Below are 26,968 nucleotides of genomic sequence, written 5' to 3'. Positions count from 1 at the left end.
CCGCCTGCGGCGCCGCGGGCAGGGCGGGTCGGGAGGGGGAGGCACCTTGACCGGTACGGCGGATGTGTCGCGGGAGGGCTCCGGCCGGCCACACCGGGTGTTCGGCTGGGGCCACTCGGCCCTGCGGGCCGAGTTCGCGGTCGCCACCGACGGAACACCGCGGCTCGTGGGGCTCGGTCCGCCGCACTCCCCACTCGGTGGCAGCGAGGGCACCCCCCTGGGCCAGGGGCGCTCCGCCGGTCCCGAGTCCGCCCTCCCGCTGGTGGAGCTGACCGCGCTCGGTCACGGCAGCGGCTGGTCCGGCCCGCGCTTCACCGGCACCGCCCTCGGGAGCCGACTGACCTACCGGGGCCACCGCACCGGCAGACACGGCTCCATCGAGTGGCTGACCGTCGAACTCCACGACGCGGCGACCGGGTTGACGGCGTTCGCCGAGCTGTCCTCACCGACCGGGCTGCCGGTGCTCCGCTCCCGCGTCCGGCTCCGCAACGAGGGCACGGAGCCCCTCGTCGTCCAGTCCGTCAGCAGTCTGCTGCTCGGCGGTCTGCCGTCCCCGGACGTCCTCGACGTGCACCGGGCCCGCAACGACTGGCTCGCGGAGTGCCGTTGGTACAGCGAGCCGCTGCGCGGCACCGTCGCCGACATCAACGCCGACGCCCACCAGCACGACAGCCGCGCCGCCCTCGTCCTCACGGGCCGGGGCAGCTGGCCCTGCGACGGGCACCTGCCGATGGGCGCGCTGACGGAACGCGGCGCCGGCCGGGCCTGGGTGTGGCAGGTCGAGTCCCCGGCCGGCTGGCGCTGGGACCTGAGCGAACGCGCGCACGGCACCTGTCTGGCGGTGAACGGCCCCACGGACGCCGCACACCAGTGGCGGGTCCGCCTCACGCCGGGCGAGGAGCTCACCACCGTGCCGGCGGCGCTGGCCCTCGGGACGGGACTCGACGCGGCGCTGGGCGCCCTGACCACGTACCGCCGTGCGGTCCGCCGCCCGCACCCCGACCACGCCGAGCTCCCCGTCGTCTTCAACGACTACATGAACACCCTGATGGGCGACCCGACGACGGCGAAGCTGCTGCCGCTGATCGACGCGGCGGCCGAGGCGGGCGCGGAGTACTTCTGCGTCGACTCCGGCTGGTACGACGACGACACACGCGGCTGGTGGGACAGCGTCGGCGAGTGGCTGCCCTCGGCGCGCCGCTTCCCCGACGGCGGGATCCGGGCCGTCCTGGACCGGATCCGGGAGCGCGGGATGGTGCCCGGCCTCTGGCTGGAGCCCGAGGTCGTCGGGGTGCGCAGCCCGGTCGCCGCTCAGCTCCCGCCGGAGGCCTTCTTCCAGCGCGACGGCGTACGCATCGCCGAACAGGGGCGCCACCAGCTCGACCTGAGACACCCGGCCGCCCGCGCCCACCTCGACAAGACGGTGGACCGGATCGTCGGCGACTGGGGCGTGGGCTACCTCAAGCTGGACTACAACATCGTGGTCGACCCGGGCACCTGCGCCCCCACGGACCTGGCACCCGGAGCGGGCCTGCTCGGCCACGCCCACGCCTACCTCGACTGGCTGTCCGGCGTACTGGACCGGCACCCCGGGCTCGTGATCGAGAACTGCGCCTCGGGCGGGATGCGGATGGACGGGGCCACCCTCGCCGTGGCCCAGCTCCAGTCCACCAGCGACCAGCAGGACCCGCTGCGCTACCCGCCCATCGCCGCCGCCGCGCCGAGCGCGGTCCCGCCCGAACAGGGCGCGGTGTGGGCCTACCCGCAGCCCGAGTACGACGACGACCTGATCGCCTTCACCCTCGGTGGTGCGCTGCTCGGCCGGATCCACCTGTCCGGACATCTCGACCGCATGTCCGCGCGCCAACTCGGCCTCGTCCGGGACGCGGTGGCCGTGTACAAGGCGATCCGGGCGGACCTCGCGCGGGCCGTGCCGTTCTGGCCGCTCGGCCTGCCCGGGTGGACCGACGACTGGCTGGCCCTCGGCCTGCGCGTGGCAGGCGACCGTACGTCGTACCTCTCCGTCTGGCGCCGGGGCGGGGCGGCGGAGCTGCGTCTGCCGGTGCCTCACGCGGCGGGCCGGGAGGTCCGCGCGGAGATCCTGCACCCGTCCGGCCCGGCCGCCGGCTCGGCCGTCCGGGACGACGAGGGGCTGGTGGTGTCGCTGCCGCGCACGCCCGGCGTGCTGCTGATCCGGCTCACCGTGGAGGCGTAGCGGACCTGCTGCGCCCCGGGCGTCCCGACCCCGGCCCCGGCTCACCGAGGCCGGGCCGTGCCCCGCGGGAGCTCGGGGAATGGGCCGAGAAGTACCCGCCGCGACGCCCTCCGTGCGGGGAGCCGGCCGAGGAGTGAACGCGCGCGTTCGTCGATGGGGCGACCCGGACTGACATGCTGTTTTACAGTGACAACCACCAGTTCCGGCGACTTACGGACCCGTGAGGTAATCGCGAACCATGCCGACCGAAACGTTTGAGTTTCAGGTAGAGGCCCGTCAGCTGCTGCAGCTGATGATCCACTCGGTCTACTCGAACAAGGACGTGTTCCTGCGCGAGCTCGTCTCCAACGCCTCCGACGCACTGGACAAGCTGCGCCTGGAGAAGCTGCGGGACGACACGCTCGACGTCGACGTGTCCGACCTCCACATCGAGCTCGAGATCGACAAGGACGCCCGCACCCTCACCGTGCGGGACAACGGCATCGGAATGTCGTACGACGAGGTCGGACAGCTCATCGGCACGATCGCCAACTCGGGCACGGCCACATTCCTCCAGGAGCTCAAGGAGGCCCAGGACGCGGCGGGCGCCGACCAGCTGATCGGCCAGTTCGGCGTCGGCTTCTACTCCGCCTTCATGGTGGCCGACGAGGTGACCCTGCTGACCCGGCGCGCCGGCGAGAGCCAGGGCACCCGCTGGTCGTCCCGCGGCGAGGGCACCTACACCCTGGAGACCGTCGACGACGCCCCGCAGGGCACCGCCGTCACCCTGCACCTCAAGCCGGCGGACCCCGAGAACCAGCTGCACGACTACACGGTCACCTGGAAGATCAAGGAGATCGTCAAGCGGTACTCCGACTTCATCACCTGGCCGATCCGGCTGGTCCCGCAGAAGGCCGGCGACGGCGACGAGACGCCCGAGCCCGAGACGCTCAACTCGCAGAAGGCCCTGTGGGCGCGCTCGCGCGAGGAGGTCACCGACGACGAGTACCACGAGCTGTACAAGCACATCAGCCACGACTGGCGCGACCCTCTGGAGACCATCCGGCTCCAGGCGGAGGGCACCTTCGAGTACCAGGCCCTGCTGTTCGTCCCCTCCCACGCCCCGCACGACCTGTTCACCCAGGGCTACCAGCGCGGCCTTCAGCTGTACGTCAAGCGCGTCTTCATCATGGACGACTGCGAGGAGCTGCTGCCGCCGTACCTGCGTTTCGTCAAGGGCGTCGTCGACGCGGCGGACCTCTCGCTGAACGTGTCCCGGGAGATCCTCCAGCAGGACCGGCACATCCGGATGATGCGCAGCCGCCTGACGAAGAAGGTCCTGTCCACGGTCAAGGACATGAAGGCCAAGGACACCGACCGGTACGCCACCTTCTGGCGGGAGTTCGGCGCCGTGCTGAAGGAGGGCCTGGTCACCGACGCCGAGAACCGTGACGCGATCCTCGCCGTCGCCTCCTTCGCCAGCACGCACGCCGACGACGAGCCGACCACGCTCAAGGGCTACGTGGAGCGGATGAAGGACGGGCAGGAGGACATCTACTACCTGACCGGCGACTCCCGGCAGAGCATCGAGAACTCCCCGCACATGGAGGCCTTCCGGGCCAAGGGCATCGAGGTGCTGCTGCTCACCGACCCCGTCGACGAGGTGTGGGTCGACGCCGTCGGCGAGTTCGAGGGCAAGCGGCTGAGGTCCGTGGCCAAGGGCGAGATCGACCTCGGCGCCGAGGGGGAGGAGAAGAAGGACGGTGAACGGGAGAAGCAGGCCGAGGAGTACGGCGGCCTGCTCGGCTGGATGAAGGAGCGGCTGGAGGAGGACGTCAAGGAAGTGCGCCTGTCCGCGCGCCTGACCACGTCTCCGGCCTGCCTCGTCTCCGACGCGCACGACCTCACCCCGGCGCTGGAGAACATGTACCGGGCGATGGGCCAGGAGGTGCCGCGCACCAAGCGGATCCTGGAGCTCAACCCCGACCACCTGCTGGTCAAGACACTCAACCAGGCCTACAAGGAGCGTGAGGACAAGGCGGAGCTCGCCGAGACCGCCGAACTGCTGCACGCCTTGGCGGTGCTCGCCGAGGGCGGCCAGCCGAAGGAGCCCGCACGGTTCGTCAAGCTGGTGGCGGACCGCCTGGAACGCACCCTGTAAAGGCATGTCCGCCTGCCGTGCGGGACGGATACCGCACGGCAGGCGGACGCGCGGCGCGCCGACTCCCGTCAGGGCCGCCCCGGACGTGACGGCGACCCGGACGCGCGTTGTTCAGGAACACGCGTCCGGGTCGCCGGGAACGGGGAAGTGGAGATCCGCTTGCCCGACGGCACCCTGGAGCGGGTGCCGCGGTGAGGGGCTCAGGCCTCGGCGCGGCCCCGCGTCACCGCCTTCTTCAGCAGCGGCCAGGCCAGCAGCACCACGATCACCGCGTACACGGTCACCGCGAACGGCGTGTTCACCAGGCCCGTGAGGCTGCCGTCGCTGATCTGCAGCGCGCGCCGCAGCTGCTGTTCGGCGTTCGGGCCGAGGATGACGCCGATCACGGCGGGCAGGATCGGCAGGCCGTAACGCCGCATGCCGAACCCGATGAGGCCGATGATCAGCAGGGTCACCAGGTCGATCACCTCGCCGCCGACCGCGTACGCGCCGACCGCCGCGAAGAACAGGATCCCCGCGTACAGGTACGGCCGAGGAATGCGCAGCAGCTTCGCCCACAGCGGCGCCAGCGGCAGGTTCAGCGCGAGGAGCAGCACCATGCCCACGAAGAGGGAGGCGATCAGGCCCCACACCAGGTCCGGTTCGCGTTCGAAGAGCAGCGGGCCGGGCTGGATGCCGTACTGCTGGAACGCGGCCAGCATCACCGCCGCGACCGCCGTGGTCGGCAGGCCCAGCGTCAGCATCGACACCAGCGTGCCCGCCGCCGAGGCCGATGCCGCCGACTCCGGTCCGGCGACGCCCTCGATGGCGCCCTTGCCCCACTCGTCCTTGTGCTTCGACAGGCGCTTCTCCGTCACGTATGACAGGAAGGTGGGGATCTCCGCGCCGCCCGCCGGGACCGCGCCGAACGGGAAGCCGATGAACGGGCCGCGCGCCCACGACTTCCAGGTGCGCCTCACGTCGTCGCGGCCCAGCCACGGCCGGCCCACCGGGATCGGCTCGGGCGGCCTGCGCCGCAGATGGGCGGCGACCCACAGGGCCTCGCCGATCGCGAAGAGACCGACCGCGACGATGACGACGTCGATACCGTCGGCGAGCTGGAGGGAGCCGAACGTCAGGCGCTGCTGGCCGGTCATCTGGTCCAGGCCCACCAGGCCCAGCGTGAGGCCGATCAGCAGGGACGCCAGGCCCCGGACGCGGGAGGAGCCCAGCACCGACGTCACCGCGATGAACGCCAGCACCATGATGGCGAAGTAGTCCTGCGCGCCGATGTCCACGGCCAGTTCGGCGACCGTCGGGGCGAGCGCCACCAGCAGGACCGTGCCGACCATGCCGCCCGCGAAGTGGCCGATGGCGGCCGCCGCCAGGGCCTGTGCGCCGCGCCCGGACTTGGCCATGGGGTTGCCCTCCATGGCCGCGACCACGGCGGCGCTCTCGCCGGGAGTGTTGAGCAGGATGGAGGTGGTGGAGCCTCCGAACATCGCGCCGTAGTAGATGCCCGCGAACATGATGAACGCGCCGATCGGGTCGAGCCCGTACGTCACCGGCAGCAGCAGCGCCACCGCCATCGCGGGCCCGATGCCGGGCAGGACGCCGATCGCGGTGCCGAGCAGCACACCGATCGCGGCCCAGAGCAGATTGATCGGGGTGAGGGCCGTCCCGAAGCCGTCCAGAAGGGAGTTGAGGGCGTTCATGTCACAGCACTCCCATCAGCGGACCGCCGGGCAGCGGCACTCCGAGCAGGTTGTTGAACACGGTGTAGGTGACCAGGGAGAGGACGGCCGCGATGAGCGGGTCGCGGTCGGTTCTGCGGCTGCCGAGGGCGTAGGCGGCGCCCCAGAACAGCAGCGCTCCGGCGATGGGGAAGCCGAGCGGTTCGATGAGGACGGCCGCGCCGAGGAACACCCCGGCCAGCAGCAGCACCGTGCGCCAGTCGGCGGGCTCGGACAGGTCGATGTCCTCACCCGTCTCGGCCTGGCCACGCCCGCCGCGCAGCACGTCGACGGCGAGCAGCGCGGCGATCACCAGCAGCCCGGCGCCGACGACGACGGGCACGGTCGTCGGCCCGACCGGGCCGCGCTGGGCGATGTCGACGTCCATGGTGAGCGCGTCCGTCAGGACGAGCACGCCGAGCGCCAGCAGCAGGGCGCACACGCCGAGCTCGGAGTGCTCGCGCAGCCACGAGCGGCGCTCGGCTCCCGCCTCGGCGGGGGGAATGTCCGTCTGAGTGGTCATCACAGTCCCAGCTCCTTCAGCACCGACACCACGCGCTTGTCCTGGGCGTCCAGGAAGGCGCCGAACCTGTCCCCCGTGAGGAAGGCGTCGTCCCAGCCGTTCTGCCGCAGGGACTTCTGCCACTCGTCCGACTCGTGCAGCTTCTCGACGAGGCGGACCAGCTTGTCGCGCTCGGCGTCGGTCAGGCCGGGCGGGGCGACGATGCCGCGCCAGTTGGTGAAGTTGACGTCGTAGCCGGACTCCTTCAGCGTGGGCGCGTCCTTCAGCTCGTCGACCCGCTCGGGGCCGGTGACGGCCAGCACGCGCAGCTCACCGGCCTTGATCTGGTCCAGGTACTCGCCGACGCCGGAGACGCCGAAGGCGACCTTGTTGCCGAGGATCGAGGCGAGGAGTTCGCCGCCGCCGTCGAAGGGGATGTAGTTGACCCGCTTCGGCGCGATCCCGGCGGCCTGCGCCATCAGCATCGGCGCCAGATGGTCGGGCCCGCCGGGCGACGACCCGCCGCCCACCGGGAGCTTGCCCGGGTTCTTCTTCCAGGCGCCGATCAGCTCGTCGATCGTCCGGTACGGGGAGTCCTTGGCGACCACGACGACGTCCTGCTCCTCGGTGAGCCGGGCGATCGGGGTGGTGTCGGCGAGGGTCTTCGGGGCGTCGTTGGAGCGGACGGCGCCCACCACGCCGAGACCCATGGACATGGCGAGCTTGCCGTTGCCGTGCTCGCTCACCAGCCGGCTCAGGCCGACGGTGCCGCCCGCACCGGGCAGGTTGAACACCTCGATGTTGTGGGTCAGCCCGGCGTCCTCGGCGTTCTTCGCGGCCGTACGGGCCGTGATGTCGTAGCCGCCGCCGGGCGTGTTGGGAACCATGAAGCGCAGGCCCGGGATCTGTGTGCCGGTCTCGGCGCCGCTGCCGGCGGTCAGCAGCGGCGGACCCACGAGCACGAGCACGGCGGCCCCGAGCAGGGCGAGGGGGGTGCGCAGGCGCACGAGTGCCACCACCTGTCGGTCGGTCGATGTGTACGGGAAACCCGGTGGGGGAGCGGGTGACGTGGGCCACATGGTGCCCGCGCCCCGGCGGGGTGTCTCTCTTGCGGAACCAACGGAGGTTCTGGTCTTTGTGGTCACCGGCCGGCGCGTGCACCTCTCTTTCCCTTTCCGCAGGTGGACGCCATGATGGGGCGACCCCGGCAGGAGAGCACGAGAGATTGAGTACGCCGTGGCCGCAACGTTCCGTCGCCAGACCCTCGCCGGCGAGATGCTGGTGCTGCAGCTCGCCATCGTCGTGATGGTGCTGCTGGCGGTCGCCGCGGTCTCCCTCGCCCAGTCGGAGGCCACCTTCAACCGCGTCGAGGGCCGCCGGGTGAGCGCGCTCGCCGAGCAGCTGGCCGCCACCGCCCTGGTGCGCAGCCAGCTCGTACGGCCCGCGCCCCGGGAGGCCCTGGCCACGCTGGTGAACTCCACCCAGACCCAGTCCGGGGTCACCTCGGTGACGGTGGCGGACGCCGGCGGTCGCATCGTCAGCTCCACCGACCCCACGGTGATCGGTGACCGGCTGCCCCTCGGCCAGGGCGCCGCGCGCGGCCGCGGCTGGTCGGGGCAGCTGACCCTGGACGGCAGCCGCGAGCTCGTGGCGCAGGTGCCGGTCCTCGGGGCGACCCAGGAGAACCTCGGCCGGCACCTGGGCACGGTGATGGTCGGGGAGACCGACCCGACGGTGTGGCAGCGCCTGAGCGGCGCCTCCTCCTATCTGCTGGCCTACCTGGGCATCGCCAGCGGGCTCGGCGTGGCCGGCTCCTGGCTGCTCGCGCGGCGCGTCAAACGGCAGACCCTCGGTCTGGAACCCCGCGAGATCGCCGGGCTCGCCGAGCACCGCGAGGCCATGCTGTACGGGATCGCCGAGGGGGTGGTCGCCCTGGACCCGCAGCACCGGCTCACCCTCGTCAACGAGATGGGCCGGCGCCTGCTCGACCTGCCCGAGGACTGCGTGGGGCAGAGCCTGGAATCCCTCGGCGTCGACGGACGGCTGCGGGACGTGCTGTCGGGCGCCACCCGCGACCAGCGGGACGAGGTCGTCATCCGCCGTGGCAGGGTCCTGGTGATGAACCGCATGACCGTCAGCAAGGACGGCCGCCCGCTCGGCTCGGTCACCACCCTGCGCGACCGCACCGAACTGGCCCGCCTGGAGCGGGAGATCGGCTCCTTCCGCAGCTCCTCCGAGCTGCTGCGCGCCCAGGCCCACGAGTTCGCCAACCAGTTGCACACCATCTCCGGGCTCATCCAGATCGGCGAGCAGGACGAGGTGGTCCGCTACATCCGCGCCCTCAACCAGCGCCGGCAGTCCCTCGACGTCACCCTCAGCCGCCGCGTCCGCGACACCGCGATCGCCGCCCTGCTCATGGCGAAGGCCTCGCTCGCGGCCGAACGCAAGGTCAGCCTGCGCATCTCCGACCGCACCGCCCTGGAGCGGCTCGCCCCGGAGGACGCCGCCGACGTGGCCACCGTCGTGGGCAACCTGGTCGACAACGCGGTGGACGCCGCCGCCCCGCACGACGGCGACCAGAACGCCTGGGTCGAGGTCGAGCTGCGGCAGGACGCCTCCAGCGTGGAGATCGTGGTACGCGACTCCGGGCCCGGCGTGGCTCCCGAACTCGCCCGCGAGGTGTTCTCGCACGGTTTCACCACCAAGGCCGCCCAAGAGGGCGAACGCGGCATCGGCCTGGCGCTCACCCGCCTGGTCTGCGAACGTCACGGCGGTGAGATCTCGGTGACCAACACGCCCGACGGGGCGATGTTCACCGCACGCATGACCGTCAGCCACCTCACCGACGCGGTGGCGGAAGGAGCGGCCCCATGACCCGAACGCCCGACGCGTCCGGCGCGCCCGAAGCCACGGACGCGCCCGACGGGATCGACGTGCTCGTCGTCGACGACGACTTCATGGTGGCCCGCGTGCACCGCACCTTCGTCGAGCGGGTCGAGCCGTTCCGGGTCGTCGGCGTCGCCAGCACCGGCGAGCAGGCCGTCGCCGCCGTCGACGAACTGCGCCCCGACCTCGTCCTGCTCGACCTGTACCTGCCGGACCTCTTCGGCCTCGACGTCATCCCCCGGCTGCGCACCGCCGGCCACGACTGCGACGTCATGGTGATCAGCGCGGCCCGGGAGGCCGAGACGGTGCGCGGTGCCGTCCGGCACGGCGTCGTCGACTACCTGCTCAAGCCGTTCGAGTTCCAGGACCTGCGCACCCGGCTGGAGCGGTACGCCGCCCAGCGCGGCCGGCTGCTCGGCACGGTGGTGCGCAGCCAGGCCGACGTCGACCGGGTGCTGGCCGGGGCGGCCGGAGCGGCGGCGGCCGTGCCCGTGCTGCCCAAGGGCATGAGCGTGGAGACCGCGGAGCTGATCGAACGCACCCTCCGCGAGGCCGACGGCACCCTGTCCGCCACCGAGTGCGCCCACCTGACCGGCGTCTCCCGCGTCAGCGCCCGCCGCTACCTGGAGCACTTCCACACCATCGGCAGCGCGGAGGTGTCCCTGCGCTACGGGGTGGCGGGCCGCCCGGAACGCCGCTACCGCTTCCGCGGCCCGGGCACGCCCCTCCAGTCCAGCGGCGAGGCCCGTGCCTAGACGAGCGGTACCGGGATGAGATGCGGAGCAGGCTGACCCCGCGGGCCGCGCAGCGCGATCTTCCCCGGGCGCCCGCACAGGTGAGGCGTTGGCCAAGGTCACCGCAGGGGGGTTGTCCTGACAATCTCCCCCGCCTAGGGTCGCGTGTCGAGTGCAAGCGCTTTCCAAGCGCGTGTCCGCAGGCTGTCCGAGGAGCGCCGCATGTCCCTGTCCCCCGTCCGCCGCCGCGCCGCCGTCGTCGGCACCGGAGCCATCGTCAGCGGCAGCCATCTGCCCGCTCTCAGAGCCCACGCCGACCGGGTGGAACTCGTCGCCGCGGTCGACGTGGACCAGGGCCGGCTGGACGCCTTCCGGGAGCTGGCGGGCGAGGGCGTCGCCGGGTACACGTCGATGGGCGACATGCTGGACGCCGTACGCCCCGATCTGGTCCTCATCGGCACGCCGCCGGCGCTGCACCGGGACCAGACGGTGGCCGCGCTCAAGGCGGGCGCCTGGGTGCTGTGCGAGAAGCCGCTGTGCCTCTCCCTGGCCGAGTACGACGAGATCGCCGCGGCCGAGGAGGTGTCGGGGGCGTACGCCTCCGTGGTCTTCCAGCACCGCTACGGCTCCGGCGCCGAGCACGCCCGCGCGCTGATCACCAGCGGCGAGCTGGGCGCCCCGCTGGTCGCCCACTGCCAGACCACCTGGCACCGGGACGCCGCCTACTACGCGGTGCCCTGGCGCGGACGCTGGGCCACCGAGGGCGGCGGGCCGACCATGGGCCACGGCATCCACCAGTACGACCTGCTGCTGCACCTGCTCGGCGAGTGGGAGGAGGTGCGGGCCATGGCGGCGCGGCTGGTGCACGACACGGAGAGCGAGGACGTGTCGACCGCGTTGGTCCGCTTCACCAACGGCGCCCTGGCCACCGTGGTCAACAGCGTGCTCTCCCCGGACGAGGTCAGCCGCATCCGGATCGACTGCGCCGACGCGACGGTCGAGCTGACCCACCTGTACGGCCACACCAACGACAACTGGGTCTACACCCCGGCCCCGCACGTCTCCTCCGACCGCACCGCCGCCTGGCGCGCCCCGGCGAGCGACGTCCCGAGCTCGCACACCGCCCAGCTCGGCACCCTCCTGGACGCCTACGACAGCGGCACGAGACCACCCGGAAGCGGCCGGGACGCCCGCGCCACGCTGGAGTTCGCCGCCGCGCTGTACAAGGCGGCGTTCACCGGCAGCCCCGTGCGCGCCGGCGAGATCGGGCCGGGCGACCCCTTCCACGCGGCCATGCACGGCGACCACCCCGACTGGGCTCCCAAGGAGCGCGCATGAGCATCCGAGTCAGCCACACCCACGGCGAGGACGTCGCGGTCACGGCGGCGAACGGCACCGAGATCCTCCGCTACGTCTACCGCCCCGACCCCGAGGCGTTCGAGTCCCGCAAGCCGTACGCGCACCCGGTGCGCACCCTGGCCGGCCGCACGGTGACCGGCTACCGGCCGAACGACCACCGCTGGCACAAGGGCCTGCAGATGACGGCCAGTCACCTGTCCGGGCAGAACTTCTGGGGCGGCAACTGCTACGTCCACGGCCAGGGTTACCTGGCCCTGCCCGAGCGGGTGGGCTCCATGCGGCACGACGGGTTCTGCGCGTTCACCGTCGAGGACGACCGCCTCGCCTTCACCGAGGACCTCACCTGGGTGGAGCACGGCGGCGCCGCATGGGCCCGGGAGGTGCGGGACATCGCCGTCCACTCGGTGGACGAGGAGGCCGGCGCCTGGACCCTGGACTGGTCGATCCGCCTCACCAACGTCCGTGACACGCCCCTGGCGTTCGGCTCCCCGACCACCGCCGGCCGCGAGATGGCCGGCTACACCGGGCTCCAGTGGCGCGGCCCGCGCGACTTCACCGGCGGTACGGTCTTCGCCCCGGACACCGACGCCGACGCCGGGAAGCTCATGGGCACGCAGGGCCCCTGGCTGGCCTTCACCACGGAACACGACGAGGTCGACGCCCACTCCACGCTCGTCTTCGCGCACGCGCCCGAGAACCTCGACGCCACGACGGCGATCCACGAGTCGCACTGGTTCGTTCGCTCCGAGCCGTTCCCGACGGTGGCGTTCTCCTGGGCGTTCTTCGAGGAGTTCGAGCTGCCGCCGGGCGAGTCCTTCGCCTACCGTTACCGGCTCGTCGTCGCCGACGGGGCATGGGACCGGGACCGGGTCGCCGGGCACCTGGAGGGCCTGCCGTGGTGAACGCACCGGTGAAGGGAGCCGAGCCGGTCCTTCCCCACCCGCTGCCCGGCGCCGTCGGCCTGTCCCACCTCAGCGCCTACACCTGGGAGGCCGCCGACGGCGTGTGCGGCGGCAGCCCGCATCTGCACCTGGTGTGCACGGAGGCGTACGTCGTCACCGGCGGCCGGGGCGCCGTGCAGACCCTCAGCCCCGACGGCTACCGGGACATCCCGCTCGCGCCGGGCTCGGTCGCCTGGTTCACACCGGGCACCGTGCACCGCATGGTGCAGGGCGGCGACCTGCGCATCACCGTGCTGATGCAGAACAGCGGCCTTCCCGAGGCCGGGGACGCGGTGTTCACCTTCCCGCCCGAGGTGCTGGCCGACCCGCACATGTACGCCGCCGCGGCCACGCTGCCGCCGGGCACGGGAGAGGAGACGGAGGCCGCCGCACGGCGGCGCAGGGACCTCGCCGTCGAGGGCTACCTCGCCCTGCGCGAGGCCCTGGCCGCCGGGGACAACGGCCCCTACCGGGAGTTCCAGCGCGCCGCCGCCCGTCTCGTGCGCGACAGGGTGCCGGTCTGGCGCGGACTGTGGCGGGCCGGCGCGCTGGCCGCCGCCGCACGCACCGGCGCCCAGCTCGACGCACTGGAGGCGGGCGAACCGGTGTACCTCGGCGAGGCGACCGCGTACGAGGCCGCGCCCACCCGGCTCGGCGGCTTCGGCATGTGCGGACGCCGGGACGAGTACGCGCTGCCCGGCACCACGCTGCCGTACCAGGGGGAGTAGCCGCACCAGCGAGGGGGGCCTCAACCGCAGGGCGAGCGGCAGCGTGCACTCGTCCGGGTCGAAGAGGTCGATGCGCCTGGGTGAAGAAGTCGCTCACGACCGGGGCGGGCGTCACCGTGGCGGGCCTCCGGGTCTGCGCACGACCCGAGTTGGCGACCGACTGGCGGGCGGCGGTGCGCCGTGCGGTAGGGGACGCCGTACGGGCCGCAGCGGCAGCGGTCCGGTTCTGCTCGCGGTGGTCACGGCCGCCCTCTGTGCCTGGTTGCCGCTGCCGCTCGCCTTCCTCGCCCCGGGCCGCTCGCGCTGGCACTCACCGGAGTCGACGTACGCCGGGGCGACGACGCGGTGCAGACACGGGACGGCCGGGTCCCGACATCCGGAGGCTGGCACTCCCGTTACCGGCAACACTTCCGAGTCCGACGCCCGGACCGGCAATGGCCAGGAGTTGCTTCCCGCACCGGCAACAGACCGGAGTCAATGGGGCATTTGCGAGCGTCACGGGTTCAAGGCGGCGAGGAGGCGCGAATCATCTTGACATGAACCTGCGGCTCGATGGTCGGGCCGCAGTCCTATGAGAGGTGTGGGATGCACCGAAGACTCGCCACCGGTTTGGCCGCCTCAACCCTGGCCCTGGTCACCGTCGTCGGCACCGCCGCGGCCGCCGAGGCAGCTCCCGCCGACAAGCCCCAGGTCCTCGCGAGCTGGACCCAGACCAGCGCGTCGAGTTACAACCTCTGGGCCGCCGCCCGTGCGAACCAGGGCGCCTGGTCGGCCTACGGGTTCGACTGGTCAACCGACTACTGCTCCTCCTCGCCCGACAACCCCTTCGGCTTCCCCTTCGCGCAGTCCTGCGCCCGCCACGACTTCGGCTACCGCAACTACAAGGCCGCGGGCACCTTCAGCGCCAACAAGGCCCGCCTCGACAGCGCCTTCTACGAGGACCTCAAGCGGGTGTGCGCCAACTACAGCGGCAGCACGAAGACCGCTTGCAACAGCACGGCATGGACGTACTACCAGGCCGTGAAGGCCTTGGGCTGACGGGGCGTCGGCCGAGGAACCGCCGCTGGTTCACCTCGGTGACGGGCCTTCGTGCGACCGGCCGCCGTCGGCAGTCAGTCGGCCGAGGGCCGGGTGCGGTCCCCTGGCAGGGCCACACCCGGCCCGGACGTCACCGCCCGCGCGCCGCGCGGGTGACGTGCCCCAGCCAGCCGCGGCTCGTCGTGAGGGCCGTCTGCCACCTGGACGTCGGAGCGGCCGCCGCCGCTGCCGTCGCCAGCGCCGCGGCGGCGCTCGCGATGCCCAGCACCGCGCCCGCGGCCACGTCACCCGGGTAGTGCACGCCGGTGTGCACCCGCGAGTAGCCGACGGCGCTCGCCAGCGCCCCGAGCGGCACCGCCGCCGGCGGGAGGACCACGCCGACGGCCGTGGCGAACGCGACCGCCGAGGCCGTGTGCCCCGACGGGAACGACGCCGACGTCGGCATCGGGACGTGCCGGTCCACGGTCACCCGGGCCGCCTCCCGGTCCGGCCGCGCCCGGCGGACCAGGCGCTTGCCGAGCAGGTTGGCGGAGGCGGAGGCCACGGCGATCGCACCGACACCGGCGAGCGCGGCCCTGCGGGGCCGGGGCCCGCCCAGCGCCAGGGCCCCGGCGATGGCGAGCGAGATCTTGGAGTGGTCGGCGGCGTGGGACAGGCGGCGCAGGGCCCGGTCGAGTGTGGGTGTGGGCGTGGCGGCCACCGCCGCGTAGAGGGCGCCGTCCACGGCCCGCAGATCATGGAGTACGGCGGACAGGGCACGCCCCCCTCCGGCGACGGCCTCCTCGGCCGCCGTCAGCGGGCTGGTCGTGGCCTCGTCCGTGGTCGGGTCGGTCATGCGCTTCTCCTGCGGTGGCGTACCGGGGCTCGGGCCGGCCGGCGGGGTAGGCCCGCGGCCGGCAGAGACTGAACGAGTTCCCCCGACGTGATCGTTCCACCCGGCGACCCGCTTCTTGGCCATCACCGCCCCGACGCCGCCGACCCCGGACCGGGCCGGGTGCGTCCCACCCGCCCCGCTGCTCCCGCACGGCGGGGCAGACAGCGGCCCCGCAGAGGCCGGCGCCCCGGCCGGCCTCATGAGCGCGCCCACGCGTCCGGCGGGGGAGCGTTTCCCCGGCATCGTCCGCGAGGCGCGTGCCGTCCTGCCCGGCGCACGGCTGCGCCGCCGCCTGGTCTGGCGTTGCACACTGGTGTGGCGCAGCCCGTGAACGCCACCCACGACGGCGAGCCGGTCACCCGCGCTGGGTGCCGGGTACCGCGCGCGACGTGGCCGCGTCCGGCGCGGGCCCGCCGTCAGCCCAGGGCCCGGTCCAGGTTGAAGGCGGCGCTGATCAGCGCCAGATGCGTGAACGCCTGCGGGAAGTTGCCCTGTTGTTCCCCGGTGTGGCTGATCTCCTCGGCGTACAGGCCGAGATGGTTGGCGTACGTCAGCATCTTCTCGAAGGCCAGCCGTGCCTCGTCCAGTCGGCCGGCGCGGGTCAGGGCCTCGACGTACCAGAACGAGCAGATGGAGAACGTGCCCTCGTCGCCGCGCAGCCCGTCGGGGCTGGCCTGCGGGTCGTACCGGTAGACCAGCGAGTCGGAGACCAGCTCCTCGGTGAGCGCGTCCAGGGTGGAGAGCCACTTGGGGTCGGTCGGCGCGATGAACTTGCTCAGCGGCATCATCAGCACCGCCGCGTCCAGGACGTCCCCGTCCTCGTGCTGGACGAAGGCCCGGCGCTCCTCGGACCAGCACCGGTCCATGATCCGCCGGTAGATCGTGTCCCGGCACTCCCGCCAGCGCGGCAGGTCGGCGGGCAGACCGCGCCGGTTCGCCATGCGGATGGCCCGCTCGAGGGCCACCCAGCACATCAGCCGCGAGTACAGGAAGTTCTTGCGGCCGCCGCGGGTCTCCCAGATACCCTCGTCGGGCTGGTCCCAGTGCGCGCACACCCAGTCCACCAGCGCGCACACGTCGTCCCACTGCCCGCTGGAGATCGGCTCGGCCCACTTGTCGTAGAGGTAGATCGAGTCGATGAGCGCGCCGTAGATGTCGAGCTGGAGCTGGTCGGCGGCGGCGTTGCCGACCCGTACCGGCGCCGAGCCCTGGTGCCCCTCCAGATGACCGAGTTCACGCTCGGGCAGGTCGGTGCGGCCGTCGATGCCGTACAGGATCTGCAGCGGGCCCGAGGCGCGGCCGTCGCCCGGACTGACGTGCCGGGTCACGAACTTCATGAACGCCTCGGCCTCGCCGGTGAACCCCAGCCGCAGCAGCGCGTACACGCAGAACGCCGCGTCGCGCACCCACACGTAGCGGTAGTCCCAGTTGCGTTCGCCGCCGAGCTGTTCGGGCAGGCTCGTCGTCGGCGCGGCCACGATCGCCCCGGTGGGCGCGTACGTCAGCAGCTTCAGCGTGAGCGCCGAGCGGTGCACCATCTCCCGCCAGCGCCCCCGGTACCGGGAGGCGGACAGCCAGCGCCGCCAGTACGCCACCGTGGCGGCGAACTGCTCCTGCGCCTCCGTGCGCGCACACCGGCGCGGGGCGACCGGGCCGCCGACCCGGTCCAGCGCGAACACCGTCGATTCGCCCTCGGCGAGCTTGAAGTCCGCCCGCACGTCGGGCCCGTCGGCCTCCAGCGGCACCGTCGCGGTCAGCGCGAGCGCCCTGTCCTCGGACTCGAAGACCGCCATGTCGCCGGTCAGCCGGACCGTGTGCGGCCGGGTGCCGTAGTCGAACCGGGGGGCCACCCGCGCCCGGAACGGCAGGGAACCGCGTACGCACAGCACCCGCCGGATCAGCCGGTGCCGTTCGGCCTCCACCGACTCCCCGCTGATCGGCATGAAGTCCTGCACCTCGCCGACGCCGTCCTCGGTGAAGAACCGGGTGATCAGCACATTGGTGTCGGGGAAGTAGAACTGCTTGGTGCGGGCCGGCACGGCCGCCGCCAGTTCGAAGCAGCCGCCGCGCTCCGCGTCCAGGATCGAGGCGAACACGCTCGGCGCGTCGAAGGCGCCGCAGCAGTACCAGTCGATCGTGCCGTCGGTTCCCACCAGGGCCACGCTGCGCAGGTCGCCGATCAGCCCGTGCTCGGCGACCGGCAGGTAGCGCGCAGTGCCGGGGACGCCCTCGCCGCTCGCTGTACCGCTCATCACAGCCTCCTGGCCACAGCTTAGGCCGAAGGGGCGGACGGGCGCCGCCGAACGGCGTCACACCGTGACGACCCTCAGCCCTGCCTCCTCGAACCGTCGCACCGTGTCCGGTCCGGCCGCCGTGTCCGTGACCAGCGTGTCCACCGCCTCCGTCGCGCAGATCCGGGCGAAGGCACGCTGCCCCAGCTTGCTGGAGTCGGCGGCCACGATCACGCGCTCGGCCCGCTCGCACAGCAGCCGGTCGACCGCGGCCTCCGCCTCGTCGTGCGCCGCGGCCCCGTGGACGACGTCGAACGCGACGACCCCGAGCACCGCCACGTCGAGCGTGATCTGGCTCAGCACCCCGTCCGCGAGCGGCCCGATCAGCTCGTAGGACTGCGCCCGCGCGACCCCGCCCGTCACCACGATCTTGAACTGGGGCCGTACGGCCAGTTCGTTGGCGATGTTGAGCGCGTTCGTCACCACGGTCAGCGCGGGCGAGCCGGACGCCAGGTCGCCGCGGACCGCCAGCGCCCGGGCCACCTCCGTGGTGGTCGTGCCGCCGGTCAGCCCGACCGCCTCGCCGGGCGCCACGAGATCCGCCACCGCCTTGGCGACGCGCTGCTTCTCGGAGGCGCGGCGGGCCGTCTTGTAGCGCAGCGGCAGCTCGTACGACACACCGTGCACGACGGCGCCGCCCCGGGTGCGCACCAGCATCTGCTGTTCGGCGAGCCGGTCGAGGTCACGCCGGATCGTCGCGGCCGACACACCGAGCTCGGCCGCCGCCTCCTCGACCTCCAGCCGGCCGCGCTCGACGAGCAGCTCCAGCAGCGCCTTCCAGCGGGCGTCCCGCGACATCCGCACCCTTCCTCCGTTCCCGGAAACCCTGCGGTGACCCTAACGCACCTGACGCGCGACCGAATGCTTGATTGTGCGCGAAAACGCGCTGTATCTTGCAGAAAAAATCAGGCGGCGAAGGGGTACGGCATGACCCGGGTCGAGGACGAGCTGAACAGTCAGCCGGAGTGCTGGACACGCGCCGCGGAAGAGTCGGCCACGCACCGGGGGGTGCTGCCGGAGCCGGGGGAGCGGGTCGCGCTCGTCGGCTGCGGCACGTCGTACTTCATGGCCCAGGCGGCCGCCGCCCTCCGCGAGGGCGCGGGCCACGGCGAGACGGACGCCCACGCCGCCTCCGAGTTCCCCCGGGGGCGCGCGTACGACCGGGTCGTCGCCCTGACCCGCTCGGGCACGACGACCGAAGTCCTCGACCTGCTGGCATGGTTGAAGAGCCGTACCCGCACCACCGCGATCACCGCCGACCCGGACACACCCGTCAGGTCCGCCGCCGACGACCTCGTGGTACTGGACTTCGCCGACGAACGGTCCGTCGTGCAGACCCGGTTCGCGACCACTGCCCTCACCCTGCTCCGCGCCCACCTGGGCCTGCACACCGGCGCGGTCGTCGCCGACGCCCGCACCGCCCTGACGGCACCGCTGCCCGAAGGGCTCGCCGGGTGCGCCCAGTTCACCTTCCTCGGCCGCGGCTGGACCGTCGGCCTGGCGAACGAGGCCGCACTGAAGATGCGCGAGGCCGCACTGTCCTGGGCGGAGGCCTACCCGGCGATGGAGTACCGGCACGGCCCCATCGCCGTCACCACCCGCGGCACCGCCACCTGGACGCTCGGCGAGGCGCCCGAGGGACTGGCCCGGCAGGTCCGGGACACCGGCGGGCGGTGGATCGAGGGCACGCTCGACCCGCTCGCCGAACTCGTCCGCGTCCAGCGGCTCGCGGTCGCCGTCGCCGCCGCCCGCGGCCTCGATCCCGACCGGCCGCGCCACCTCACACGCTCCGTGATCCTGCCCGGCGGGACCGACCAGGAGGCACCGTGCCCCTCGTGACCACCGGCGAACTCGTCACCCGCGCCGCCGCCGACCGCACCGCCGTCGCCTCGTTCAACGTCATCACGCTGGAGCACGTCGAGGCGGTCGTCGCGGGCGCCGAGTCCGTGCACGCGCCCGTCGTCCTCCAGGTCAGCGAGAACGCGGTCCGGTTCCGCCACGGCCGGCTGCTGCCGCTCGCCCGCGCTGCCGTCGCCGCCGCCGAGCAGGCCGCCGTACCGGTCGCCCTGCACCTCGACCACGTCCGGAGCGACACCCTGCTGCGCCAGGCCCCGGACGCCGGTTTCAGCTCGGTGATGTACGACGCGGCCCGGCTGCCGTACGAGGAGAACCTCGCCGCGACCCGGACGGCCGTCGACTGGGCGCACGCCCAAGGGCTCTGGATCGAGGCCGAGTTGGGGGAGATCGGCGGCAAGGACGGCAGGCCGGGACTGGACGCCCACGCCCCCGGCGCCCGCACCGACCCCGACGAGGCCCGTGCCTTCGTCACCGACTCGGGCGTGGACGCCCTGGCGGTCGCCATCGGCAGCAGCCACGCCATGACCACCCGCACCGCGCGCCTCGACCACGCCCTTCTCAAGCGTCTGTCGAGCACCCTGGACGTGCCGCTCGTCCTGCACGGCTCCTCCGGCGTCCCGGACGACGAACTGGCCGCGGCCGTCGCGGGCGGCATCACGAAGGTCAACATCGGCACCGCCCTGAACATCGCGATGACCGGCGCGATCAGGGAGTTCCTCGTTGCCCGCCCCGAGGCGGTCGACCCGCGTCAGTACCTCACCACCGGCAGGCAGGACATGGCGCGCACCGTGGCGCAGCTCATCCGGGTGCTCGACCGGACCCCTGCCTGACGGCCTTCAGCACCACGAACTTCGGGTCACTGGCGACGAGCCGGCAGTCGCCGAACAGCCGCCGCAGCTTGACGTGGTACCCCAGGTGCCGGTTGCCGACCACCCACAGCTCGCCGCCCGGCCGCAGCACGCGCCGCGCCCCGGTGAACATCCGCCACGCCGTGGCGTCGGTGGTCGCCTGGTGCGAGTGGAACGGCGGATTGTTCAGCACGAGGTCGACGCTGCCGGACGCGACGCCCGCCAGCCCGTCCCCGACCCGGAACTCCGCGTGCCCCGGCACCCCGTTCGCCTTGTACGTCGCCTCGGCCGACGCCACCGCCTGGAACGACTCGTCGACGAACAGCACCTCGGCCTCGGGATTCGCGAGCGCCACCGCCGTACCGACCACGCCGTTGCCGCACCCCAGGTCCGCCACCCGCCGGGCACCCCGCGTGTCCGGCAGGTGCCGCAGGAAGAACCGGGTCCCGATGTCCAGCCGGTCGGCGCAGAAGACACCCGCGTGGTTGACGACGGTCCGCCCCGACACCGGGCCGACGCCGTCAGGCAGCGAGTAGCTGTACGGCCACGGGTTGGCGGGCCGCTCCAGCGCCGGATCCGGCAGGCAGAAGATGAGCCGGGCCTTCTTCTCGGCCAGCGAGGTGCGCGTCGGACCGAGGATCCGTTCGAAGAGCTGCAGCGTCGAGGTGTGGATCTCCTTCACCATCCCGGTGCCGACGACCACCGTCCCCTCGTGCACCGCGGGCGCCAGCCGCAGCAACTGGTCCTCCAGCAGAGCCAGGCTCTTCGGCACCCGCACCAGCAGCACGTCGACACGGTCCGGCGGCGGATCCTGCGTGGTCAGCAACCGCACCGCGCCGGGCTCCACCGAGTTGCGGGCCAGGTTCGCGCGGGTCGCCTCCTGCGCCAGGTACGAGTCGGTGATCTGCGTCGGCCGGTGCGCGGCCAGCGCCGTGACCAGCGCTCCCCAGCGGTCCCCGACCACCACGACCGACCCGGACAGCGGGACGCCCTGGCCGGCGAGGTGCCTGAGCAGGTACTCGTCGGAGGCGTCCCAGGCGCGCAGCCTGTCGCGCGGGTCCTCCGGGAAACGGGTCAGCGCGAGCTCGCCCCAGGGCGTCGTCATACGGTCGTTCATCGTGCGTCCAGGCTAGCCGAGCCGCAGCTCAGCCCCGGTCGGGCAGGATGGGAAGCATGGACGTCGAGCTGTTCCCCAGGGCCCGCACGGAGGTGACGCCCGGCGCGGTGCACGTCCCGGACTGGCTGGACCTGGAGCGGCAACGAGAACTGCTCACGGCCTGCCGCGAATGGGCCCGCCCGCCGGCCGGACTGCGCACGGTCCGCACCCCCGGCGGCAGTACGATGACCGCCCGCCAGGTCTGCCTGGGCTGGCACTGGTACCCGTACGCCTACGCCCGCACCGTCGTCGACGGCGACGGCGCCCCGGTCAAGCCCTTCCCCGCCTGGCTCGGCGAGCTGGGCCGTCGCGCGGTCGCCGACGCCCTCGGACCCGGGGCGGCGACAGCGGCGGCGTACGACATCGCGCTGATCAACTTCTACGACGCCGGCGCCCGCATGGGCATGCACCGCGACAGCGACGAGAAGTGCGACGCGCCGGTGGTGTCGCTGAGCCTCGGCGACACCTGTGTGTTCCGCTTCGGCAACACCGAGGCGCGCACCCGGCCGTACACGGACATCGAGCTGCGCAGCGGGGACCTGTTCGTCTTCGGCGGCCCCTCTCGGTCGGCGTACCACGGAGTGCCCCGGGTGCACCCGGGCACCGCGCCGCCGGAGTTGGGGCTCACCGGGCGGCTCAACATCACGCTCAGGGTCAGCGGCCTGTAGGCCGCCGCAGCTGCGGATCATGGGAGACTCGCCCTCATGAGCGGGAAGGCGGACCCCCGGCCGGCGGGGGAAGGGACCACCTCGAGGACGCGGTTGGACCGGGGGCGCGGCGCGCTCGGGCCCGCGCTGGAGCTCGTGCACACCGGACGCGCACCCACCCGCGCCGTGCTCACCGCCGAACTGGGGGTGACCCGTGCCACGGCCGGCGCGGTCGCCGCCGAGTTGGAGGCGCTCGGACTGATCCGGGTCGACGCCCGGCCCGGCGCGGCGGCCGGTTCGCAGGGCCGCCCCTCGCACCGGCTCGCGGTCGCCGAGGACGGGCCCGTCGCGCTCGCCGCGCAGGTGCACGCCGACGGCTTCCGCGCGGCGCTGGTCGGCCTCGGCGGCCGGATCGTCGCCACCGCGCCTGGCTGCGAGGTCGTCGACGCGGACCCGGCGAAGGTGCTCGGCTCCGTCGTCGAGGCGGGCGCCGAACTGCTGCGGCAGACCGGGCGGCGCTGCGTGGGCGCGGGACTCGCCGTGCCGTCGGCGGTCGCCGAGCCGGACGGACTGGCGCTCAACCCGCTGCACCTGGCCTGGCCCGCGGGCGCGCCCGTACGGGAGATCTTCGCCGAGCAGGTCCGCGCCGCGGGCATCGACGGGCCCGCCTTCACCGCCAACGACGTCAACCTCGCCGCGCTCGCCGAGCACCGGCACGGCGCCGGCCGGGGCGCCCGCGACCTGCTGTGCGTGGCCACCGGCCACCGGGGCGTCGGCGGCGCACTGGTCCTCGACGGCCGTCTGCACACCGGCAGTTCGGGTCTGGCGCTGGAGGTCGGGCACCTCACCGTCAACCCCGAGGGCCGCCCCTGCCACTGCGGCAGCCGCGGCTGCCTGGACGTGGAGGCCGACCCGCTGGCGTTCCTCACGGCGGCGGGCCGCGAGCCGGGCCCGGAGGTGTCCCTGCTGAAGCAGGCCGACGACCTGATCCGCGACCACTACGACGACCCGGCGGTCCGCACCGCCACCGAGACCCTCATCGACCGCCTCGGCCTGGGCCTCGCGGGCCTGGTGAACATCCTCAACCCGGACCGCATCATCCTCGGCGGCCTGCACCGCACCCTGCTCGACGCCGACCCGCACCGCCTCCGCGCGGTCGTCGCCGACCGCAGCCTGTGGGGCCAGAGCGGCGGAGTCCCGATCCTCGCCTGCACCCTGGACCACAACAGCCTGGTGGGAGCGGCGGAACTGGCCTGGCAGCCGGTACTGGACGACCCTCTGGGTGCGCTGACCTGAGCGGACCGGCAGGACGGCACACCATCGAGCCGGAGTCCCGGGCGCACAGGTGGGAACCCGGCGCGGGAGCATCAGCAGCCACTCCCGCGCACAGGTTCAGCAGCACGACATCCGCACCGAAACGGAAAGCCGACGTCATGACCGACAAGCTCACCGTGAGCGTTCTGGGCACCGGCATCATGGGCGCGGCGATGGCCCGCAGCCTGGCCCGCGCCGGACACACCGTGCGCGCCTGGAACCGCACCCGCGCCAAGGCCGAACCGCTCGCCGCCGACGGCGCGCACATCGCCGGGACGCCCGAGGACGCGGTGCGGGGCGCCGACGCCGTCCTGACCATGCTCCACGACGGCGCCGCCGTCCTGGAGGTGATGCGCCGGGCCGCCCCCGCCCTGCGTCCCGGCACCGCCTGGGCGCAGTCCACGACGGCGGGGATCGAGGCCGTCGGCGAGCTGGCCGCCTTCGCCCGCGACCACGGGCTGGTCTTCTACGACGCGCCCGTGCTCGGTACCCGCCAGCCCGCCGAGGCCGGGCAGTTGACCGTGCTGGCGGCCGGGCCGGCCGAGGGCCGCAAAAAGGTGACGCCGGTCTTCGACGCCGTCGGCGCCCGCACCGTGTGGACCGGCGAGGACGGTGCGGAGGGCACCGCGACCCGGCTGAAGCTGGTGGCCAACAGCTGGGTGCTGGCCGCCACCGCCGCGACCGGCGAGACCTTGGCCCTGGCCAAGGCCCTCGACGTCGACCCGCACGGCTTCTTCGACCTCATCGCCGGCGGCCCGCTCGACATGGGCTACCTGCGCGCCAAGGCCCAGCTGGTGCTCGACGGCGCGCTGTCGCCGGCCCAGTTCGCCGTGCACACCGCCGCCAAGGACGCCCGTCTGATCGTCCAGGCCGGCACGGCGCGCGGCGTCCGCCTCGACGTGGCCGCCGCCGGCGCCGCCCGCCTGGAGCGCGCCGCCGCCCAGGGCCATGCCGACGAGGACATGGCCGCCGCCTACTTCGCCAGCTTCGACGACACGCCGTCCACCTGAACACCGTCAAGCCGTCCACGTGAACACCGTCGTCCGGACGAAACAGAGGGAGAACCCATGGCCAAGCCCCCGCTGCCGCCCCAGGCCGACGCGCTGCTGCGCCGCCCCAACCCGTGCGTCATCGCCACCCTGCGGTCCGACGGCACGCCCGTCTCCGCCGCCACCTGGTACGAGTGGGCGGACGGCCGGGTGCTCGTCAACATGGACGAGGGCCGCGTACGGCTCAAGCACCTGCGCCGCGATCCGCGCGTGACGCTGACCGTACTCGCCGACGACGACTGGTACACCCATGTGACGCTCATCGGCCGTGTCGTGGAGATCTACGACGACGAGGACCTGGCCGACATCGACCGGCTCGCTGAGCACTACACCGGCAAGCCGTATCCGGAGCGCAACCGCGGCCGGGTCAGTGCCCGGATCGAGGTCGACCGTTGGCACGGCTGGGGCGCGATGAAGGGCAGCTGACGCCCGAACCGGCCGGAACTCAGCGCCAGTTCGCGGCGAACGCTCGGCGTGGATTCTCCGTGAGGACACGGCCCACGAGGTCCTCACCCAGCTCCACGGCGAGCCGCGGGGCGACCCGGCGCAGCAGGTACGGCATCCCCGGGCCGCCGTTCACCGAGCGGGCGGCGGCCGTCGTGGTGTCGCCGCCCAACAGCAGCCGGTCACCGAAGCCGGCCTCGGCAAGAGCCCGGACAGCGTCCGGCATCCGCCAGTCGGTGGCGTGGTGGGCGCGTGACGGACCGTCGAAGGCCAGATAGCAGCCGGCCCGGGCCGCCTGCCGGTGCACGACGGGATCGGGGGAGCGGTTGAGGTGCCCGAGCACCACCCGGTGCGGCGGCACCCCCAACTCGCCGCACAGCAGGTCCAGTACGTCCAGGGCGGCGGTCCCGAGCTCCAGGTGCACGGCGATCGGCGCGCCCGTGGCGTGGTGGGCCTCGGCCGCCGCCGTCATCGTCCAGCGGGCGTGCGCGTCGAGCGCGTGGAAACCGCCCGCTACCTTGACGAGACCCGCCCGCACCCCCGATGCCCCGATCCCGTCGGTCAGTTCGGCCACGAACACCTCGGCGAGCCTGCCGCGCAGCCCGCCGAGTGTCTCCTCGTCGTAGTGCACGGCCTGGTGCAGCCCGGTCGCGGCCACCACGTGCACCCCGGTGTCACGGGACAGCGGTGGCAGATCGGCCGCCCGCCGCCCCAGCCCGTACGGCGTCCACTGCACCACGGCCGCACCGCCCAGCGCGCGGAACGCCGCCAGTTCGGCCCGCGCCGCCGACACGTCGCGCAGCTCCTGGCCGGGCAGCCGGGGACTGCCGAAGAAGAGGTGGTCGTGCGCGTCGCACATCCCCAGCTGCTCGGCTGGCACGTCCCCGAGCACCGTGCGGACCGCGCTCACCACTGGCGTCCCCGGGGAAGCCGGTCCCGGCCCGGCGCCGACAGGTGCAGCACCTGGAACACGTCGCCGTCCGCGTCGGGCGCGTCGTGCGCCCACAGCGAGAAGTGCACCAGTTCCCAGCGGCTGGTGTCCACGGCGGCCGCCGCGAGCACCGCCCCGTCGTGTTCCGCCAGCCGCCCCACCTCGCCCACCGCCTCCTCCGCGACCTTCGCCAACCGGGCCGCGTCCGGCACCGGTTGCCGCCGACGCACCGCGAACAGCGCGGCAGAACCGCCCCCTTCCTCGTACGCCAGACCCGTCCACTGCCGCACCCGGGGCCGCCCGAAGTCGTCGCTGAGCCCCTGGAAGCCGCCGCCCCAGAGGAAGGCGTTCATGCCCTCCATCGAGTTCCACAGGTAGAACGGCGCGTACTGGTTGACCGGCGAGCCGTGCCCGCCACGCTCGCGCATCAGGTACGCCTTGACGCCGAGTCCGTCCCAGGCGTCGAGCACGTGCCCGACGCGGGCGACGCGGTCGCGGACGAGGCTCATGTCGTAGTCGGCGGGCAGGGTGAGTTCGTACTGCATCGCGTGCAACGCGTGTGCCTCCTCGGCTGGATCTGGTCAGGCGGTGCGCGAACCGAGCAGCGACAGCAGCCCGCGCACGCCCGCGTCGAAGGCCGCGGGGGACCCGGACGCCCGGGCGAGGACATAACCGCCCTGGACGGTGGCGACGACGGCCGCCGCGACCTCCTCGCCGTCCAGGTCGGGGGCGAACCCGCCCTGCTCCTTGCCTTCCTCGACGATCCCGGCGATACGCTCCCGCAGCCAGTCGAGCGTCTCGTCGACCGGGGCGCGCAGCTCGTCGCTGGCGATCACGTCCGGGTCCATCGTCAGCCGGCCGACCGGACAGCCCCGCAGCACGTCCCGCTCCCGTCGCAGATACGCCTCGATCCGCTCGTACGGCGTTCCCGGCCCGCCGAGTACTCCCTCGGCGGTGGCCCGCATCTCCTCGGCGGTCCGCCGGATCGCGGTCAGCGCGAGGTCGGGCTTGCCCTTGAAGTGGTGGTACATGCTGCCCTGCCCGGCGCCCGCCCGCTCCAGGATCGCCTTCGGGCTGGTCCCCACGTATCCGCGCTCCCACAACAGTTCACGCGTGGACTGGATCAGTCGCTCGGAGGTGTTCATACGGGCAGTGTACATACTAGTAGTTACAGCAGTCGACGCCCCTGGTGCGACGGCAGGGCACCCGTCTACTCCCCGGGCGGTACCCGCACGGCCGCCGGCCGTACGACGACCGGGGACCCCTCGGGGGGCGACTCTCGGAGGACGACGCAGAACGGCA

24 protein-coding genes and 1 pseudogene are annotated in these 26,968 nt (G+C 73.2%); 15 read left to right on the top strand and 10 right to left on the bottom strand.

The window, feature by feature from the left end; translation table 11 throughout:
- Positions 1-46 precede the first annotated feature (46 nt).
- Complete coding sequence (locus ACFPZJ_RS05750; protein WP_381018108.1) at positions 47-2,215, top strand: glycoside hydrolase family 36 protein; 2,169 nt, start codon at positions 47-49, stop codon at positions 2,213-2,215.
- Positions 2,216-2,453: 238 nt separating this feature from the next.
- On the top strand, positions 2,454-4,355 hold the full coding sequence (htpG, locus tag ACFPZJ_RS05745) for a molecular chaperone HtpG (RefSeq protein WP_381018105.1): 1,902 nt from the start codon (positions 2,454-2,456) through the stop codon (positions 4,353-4,355).
- A 200-nt stretch (positions 4,356-4,555) separates the two neighbouring features.
- Here the strand turns inward: htpG and ACFPZJ_RS05740 are convergent, their stop codons facing one another.
- The 3 genes from ACFPZJ_RS05740 to ACFPZJ_RS05730 are packed head-to-tail and all read right to left on the bottom strand — an operon-like array spanning position 4,556 to position 7,576.
- Positions 4,556-6,049, bottom strand: coding sequence for a tripartite tricarboxylate transporter permease (locus tag ACFPZJ_RS05740; RefSeq protein WP_381018102.1), 1,494 nt, complete (start codon positions 6,047-6,049; stop codon positions 4,556-4,558).
- 1 nt (position 6,050) lies between these two features.
- Complete coding sequence (locus ACFPZJ_RS05735; protein ID WP_381018099.1) at positions 6,051-6,590, bottom strand: tripartite tricarboxylate transporter TctB family protein; 540 nt, start codon at positions 6,588-6,590, stop codon at positions 6,051-6,053.
- Positions 6,590-7,576 (bottom strand): Bug family tripartite tricarboxylate transporter substrate binding protein, encoded by a 987-nt coding sequence (locus tag ACFPZJ_RS05730; RefSeq protein WP_381018978.1) that lies wholly within the window; start codon positions 7,574-7,576, stop codon positions 6,590-6,592. Before ACFPZJ_RS05730 ends, ACFPZJ_RS05735 begins: the two co-directional genes overlap by 1 nt.
- 229 nt (positions 7,577-7,805) lie before the next feature.
- Between ACFPZJ_RS05730 and ACFPZJ_RS05725 the strand changes: the two genes are divergently transcribed.
- From ACFPZJ_RS05725 to ACFPZJ_RS05700, 6 genes are all read left to right on the top strand, one after another.
- A complete protein-coding gene (locus ACFPZJ_RS05725) occupies positions 7,806-9,443 on the top strand; it encodes a sensor histidine kinase (protein ID WP_381018096.1) in 1,638 nt (545 codons plus the stop codon).
- The gene (locus ACFPZJ_RS05720; RefSeq protein WP_381018093.1) at positions 9,440-10,210 is read left to right on the top strand and encodes a response regulator; all 771 of its coding nucleotides are present in this window, start codon (positions 9,440-9,442) and stop codon (positions 10,208-10,210) included. Before ACFPZJ_RS05725 ends, ACFPZJ_RS05720 begins: the two co-directional genes overlap by 4 nt.
- A gap of 201 nt (positions 10,211-10,411) precedes the next feature.
- Complete coding sequence (locus ACFPZJ_RS05715; protein ID WP_381018090.1) at positions 10,412-11,527, top strand: Gfo/Idh/MocA family protein; 1,116 nt, start codon at positions 10,412-10,414, stop codon at positions 11,525-11,527.
- Entirely contained in the window at positions 11,524-12,450 is a 927-nt protein-coding gene (locus ACFPZJ_RS05710; RefSeq protein WP_381018087.1) for a DUF6807 domain-containing protein, read from the top strand. Before ACFPZJ_RS05715 ends, ACFPZJ_RS05710 begins: the two co-directional genes overlap by 4 nt.
- 101 nt (positions 12,451-12,551) lie before the next feature.
- Entirely contained in the window at positions 12,552-13,217 is a 666-nt protein-coding gene (locus ACFPZJ_RS05705; RefSeq protein WP_381018976.1) for a cupin domain-containing protein, read from the top strand.
- 585 nt (positions 13,218-13,802) lie between these two features.
- On the top strand, positions 13,803-14,255 hold the full coding sequence (locus tag ACFPZJ_RS05700) for a phospholipase (protein ID WP_381018084.1): 453 nt from the start codon (positions 13,803-13,805) through the stop codon (positions 14,253-14,255).
- A 130-nt stretch (positions 14,256-14,385) separates the two neighbouring features.
- On the opposite strand, the gene ACFPZJ_RS05695 is transcribed toward ACFPZJ_RS05700, so the two are convergent.
- Complete coding sequence (locus ACFPZJ_RS05695; protein ID WP_381018081.1) at positions 14,386-15,090, bottom strand: phosphatase PAP2 family protein; 705 nt, start codon at positions 15,088-15,090, stop codon at positions 14,386-14,388.
- 215 nt (positions 15,091-15,305) lie between these two features.
- On the opposite strand from ACFPZJ_RS05695, the pseudogene ACFPZJ_RS05690 reads away from it, so the two are divergent.
- Positions 15,306-15,460: pseudogene (locus ACFPZJ_RS05690) on the top strand (SAM-dependent methyltransferase); the annotation flags it as partial.
- An 85-nt stretch (positions 15,461-15,545) separates the two neighbouring features.
- On the opposite strand, the gene ACFPZJ_RS05685 reads toward ACFPZJ_RS05690, so the two are convergent.
- Together ACFPZJ_RS05685 and ACFPZJ_RS05680 are read right to left on the bottom strand one after the other, a co-directional pair.
- Positions 15,546-17,381: a glycoside hydrolase family 15 protein gene (locus ACFPZJ_RS05685; protein WP_381018078.1), complete on the bottom strand. Its 1,836-nt coding sequence runs from the start codon at positions 17,379-17,381 to the stop codon at positions 15,546-15,548.
- Positions 17,382-17,438: 57 nt separating this feature from the next.
- A complete protein-coding gene (locus tag ACFPZJ_RS05680) occupies positions 17,439-18,218 on the bottom strand; it encodes a DeoR/GlpR family DNA-binding transcription regulator (protein WP_381018075.1) in 780 nt (259 codons plus the stop codon).
- A gap of 129 nt (positions 18,219-18,347) precedes the next feature.
- Between ACFPZJ_RS05680 and ACFPZJ_RS05675 the strand changes: the two genes are divergently transcribed.
- Complete coding sequence (locus ACFPZJ_RS05675; protein ID WP_381018072.1) at positions 18,348-19,259, top strand: SIS domain-containing protein; 912 nt, start codon at positions 18,348-18,350, stop codon at positions 19,257-19,259.
- Complete coding sequence (locus tag ACFPZJ_RS05670) at positions 19,247-20,107, top strand: class II fructose-bisphosphate aldolase (RefSeq protein ID WP_381018069.1); 861 nt, start codon at positions 19,247-19,249, stop codon at positions 20,105-20,107. Before ACFPZJ_RS05675 ends, ACFPZJ_RS05670 begins: the two co-directional genes overlap by 13 nt.
- Here ACFPZJ_RS05670 and ACFPZJ_RS05665 read toward each other — a convergent pair.
- Positions 20,076-21,230 (bottom strand): methyltransferase, encoded by a 1,155-nt coding sequence (locus ACFPZJ_RS05665; protein WP_381018066.1) that lies wholly within the window; start codon positions 21,228-21,230, stop codon positions 20,076-20,078. The genes ACFPZJ_RS05670 and ACFPZJ_RS05665 overlap by 32 nt on opposite strands.
- A 68-nt stretch (positions 21,231-21,298) precedes the next feature.
- Between ACFPZJ_RS05665 and ACFPZJ_RS05660 the strand changes: the two genes are divergently transcribed.
- From ACFPZJ_RS05660 to ACFPZJ_RS05645, 4 genes are all read left to right on the top strand, one after another.
- The gene (locus tag ACFPZJ_RS05660) at positions 21,299-21,949 is read left to right on the top strand and encodes an alpha-ketoglutarate-dependent dioxygenase AlkB family protein (protein ID WP_381018063.1); all 651 of its coding nucleotides are present in this window, start codon (positions 21,299-21,301) and stop codon (positions 21,947-21,949) included.
- A gap of 36 nt (positions 21,950-21,985) precedes the next feature.
- Positions 21,986-23,224, top strand: a complete 1,239-nt coding sequence (locus tag ACFPZJ_RS05655; protein ID WP_381018060.1) for an ROK family protein — start codon at positions 21,986-21,988, stop codon at positions 23,222-23,224.
- A 137-nt stretch (positions 23,225-23,361) separates the two neighbouring features.
- Entirely contained in the window at positions 23,362-24,252 is an 891-nt protein-coding gene (locus ACFPZJ_RS05650; protein ID WP_381018058.1) for an NAD(P)-dependent oxidoreductase, read from the top strand.
- Between the two features lie 57 nt (positions 24,253-24,309).
- Positions 24,310-24,717 (top strand): PPOX class F420-dependent oxidoreductase, encoded by a 408-nt coding sequence (locus ACFPZJ_RS05645; RefSeq protein ID WP_381018055.1) that lies wholly within the window; start codon positions 24,310-24,312, stop codon positions 24,715-24,717.
- A 19-nt stretch (positions 24,718-24,736) separates the two neighbouring features.
- Here the strand turns inward: ACFPZJ_RS05645 and ACFPZJ_RS05640 are convergent, their stop codons facing one another.
- From ACFPZJ_RS05640 to ACFPZJ_RS05630, 3 genes are read right to left on the bottom strand one after another with little or no spacing between them, the layout of a single operon-like run.
- The gene (locus tag ACFPZJ_RS05640; RefSeq protein WP_381018052.1) at positions 24,737-25,645 is read right to left on the bottom strand and encodes a phosphotriesterase family protein; all 909 of its coding nucleotides are present in this window, start codon (positions 25,643-25,645) and stop codon (positions 24,737-24,739) included.
- Entirely contained in the window at positions 25,642-26,220 is a 579-nt protein-coding gene (locus ACFPZJ_RS05635; RefSeq protein WP_381018049.1) for a DUF4865 family protein, read from the bottom strand. Before ACFPZJ_RS05635 ends, ACFPZJ_RS05640 begins: the two co-directional genes overlap by 4 nt.
- A 27-nt stretch (positions 26,221-26,247) precedes the next feature.
- On the bottom strand, positions 26,248-26,811 hold the full coding sequence (locus ACFPZJ_RS05630) for a TetR/AcrR family transcriptional regulator (RefSeq protein ID WP_381018046.1): 564 nt from the start codon (positions 26,809-26,811) through the stop codon (positions 26,248-26,250).
- Positions 26,812-26,968: the final 157 nt, after the last annotated feature.

The organism is Streptomyces bullii (assembly GCF_042657145.1).
In the GTDB taxonomy this organism is placed as follows: domain Bacteria; phylum Actinomycetota; class Actinomycetes; order Streptomycetales; family Streptomycetaceae; genus Streptomyces; species Streptomyces bullii.
The sequence above is the reverse complement of the archived record's forward strand: the minus strand, read 5'-3'. Positions and strand labels throughout refer to the sequence as shown.